Annotated in this window: 1 protein-coding gene; it reads right to left on the bottom strand. The window is 68.5% G+C overall.

The window, feature by feature from the left end; genetic code table 11:
* Positions 1 to 58: 58 nt before the first annotated feature.
* On the bottom strand, positions 59 to 1,258 hold the full coding sequence (locus tag ACFOY6_RS24075) for an IS256 family transposase (protein ID WP_379652451.1): 1,200 nt from the start codon (positions 1,256 to 1,258) through the stop codon (positions 59 to 61).
* Between the last annotated feature and the right edge of the window lie 117 nt (positions 1,259 to 1,375).

Genomic DNA, 1,375 nt, shown 5'->3' with positions numbered 1-1,375 from the left:
GGTCGTGTCCCATCGCGTGGTGTAGGAGCGATGGTTCCGGCGGGTTGGGTAGCCGGGATCAGGCTGGCACGGCGGAGAGCCTGATGGGACCAGTATCGCTGACTGCGGCGACGGTCTCCAGCGTCATGTAGCGCGACCGCTGGGTGGCCCACTCGTCGGACTGTTCCAGCAGAATGGCGCCGACGAGCCGCACGACGGCGGCCTCGTTCGGGAATATGCCGACCACATCGGTCCTGCGCTTGATCTCGCCGTTGAGGCGCTCGATGGGGTTTGTGGAGTGCAGCTTCGCCCGGTGCGCGGCCGGGAATGTCATGTAGGCGAGCACGTCCTCCTCGGCGCCATCCATGAGGACAGCGAGCTTCGGGACCTTCGGCCGCAACTGGTCGGCCACCGCTCTCCACTGCCGCCTGGCACCCTCCGCATCGGGCTCCGCGTAGGCGGTGCCGATCCAGGCCGAGACGATGCGGCGCTGCGCCTTTCCGGCATGCGCCAGCGCAGTGCGGGCAAAATGAACGCGGCACCTTTGCCAGGTGGCCCTGAGCACCTTCGTCACGGCGGCCTTGAGGCCCTCGTGGGCATCGGAGACGACGAGCTTCACGCCCCTGAGGCCGCGGCGGGCGAGGCCGCGCAGGAAGTCGAGCCAGAACGGCTCCGCCTCCGAGCTGCCCACCGCCATGCCGAGCACCTCGCGCCGTCCGTCGGCGTTCACGCCCACCGCGATGGTGACGGCGACGGAGACGATGCGCCCTGCCTCGCGCACCTTCACGTAGGTCGCGTCCAGCCAGAGATAGGGCCAGTCGCCCTCGATGGGGCGGGCCAGAAAGTCGCCCACCCGCTCGTCGATCTCGGCGCAGAGGCGGCTGACCTGGCTCTTGGAGACCCCCTCCAGGCCCATGGCGCGAACCAGGTCGTCGACCGATCTCGTGGAGATGCCCTGGACATAGGCCTCCTGGATCACCGCCGTCAGCGCCTTCTCGACGGTCCTGCGTGGCTCCAGGAAGGCCGGGAAGTAGGAGCCGCGCCGGAGACGGGGGATCCGCAGCTCCACCGTCCCGGCCCGGGTCTGCCAGTCCCGCTCGCGATAGCCGTTGCGCTGCACCAGCCGGTCCGGGGAGCGCTCGCCATGAGCGGCTCCCGTCACCTCGCCGACCTCCAGTTCCATCAGCCGCTCCGCGGCAAAGCCGATCATCTCCCGCAGGAAGCTGGCGTCCGAGCCCTTCTCCAACAGCTCGCGAAGGGCAATCTTGTCATCGGTCATCGTGGTGGTCCGAGGTTCGGGTTACAGGTCTCGACAACCCACACCCTACCGAGAACCATTGCGGTGGCCGCCTCCTCAAAAGCGGTCACCTCCTACACCACCACCCGGGACACGACC

Source organism: Teichococcus aestuarii (genome assembly GCF_042651065.1).
In the GTDB taxonomy this organism is placed as follows: Bacteria; Pseudomonadota; Alphaproteobacteria; order Acetobacterales; family Acetobacteraceae; genus Pseudoroseomonas; species Pseudoroseomonas aestuarii.
This window is presented reverse-complemented; position numbering and strand designations above follow the sequence as displayed.

What these genes read in the sequence shown, in the direction of transcription:
- ACFOY6_RS24075 (WP_379652451.1), bottom strand. Translation starts at nt 1,258, where the DNA reads ATGACCGATGACAAGATTGCCCTTCGCGAGCTGTTGGAGAAGGGCTCG.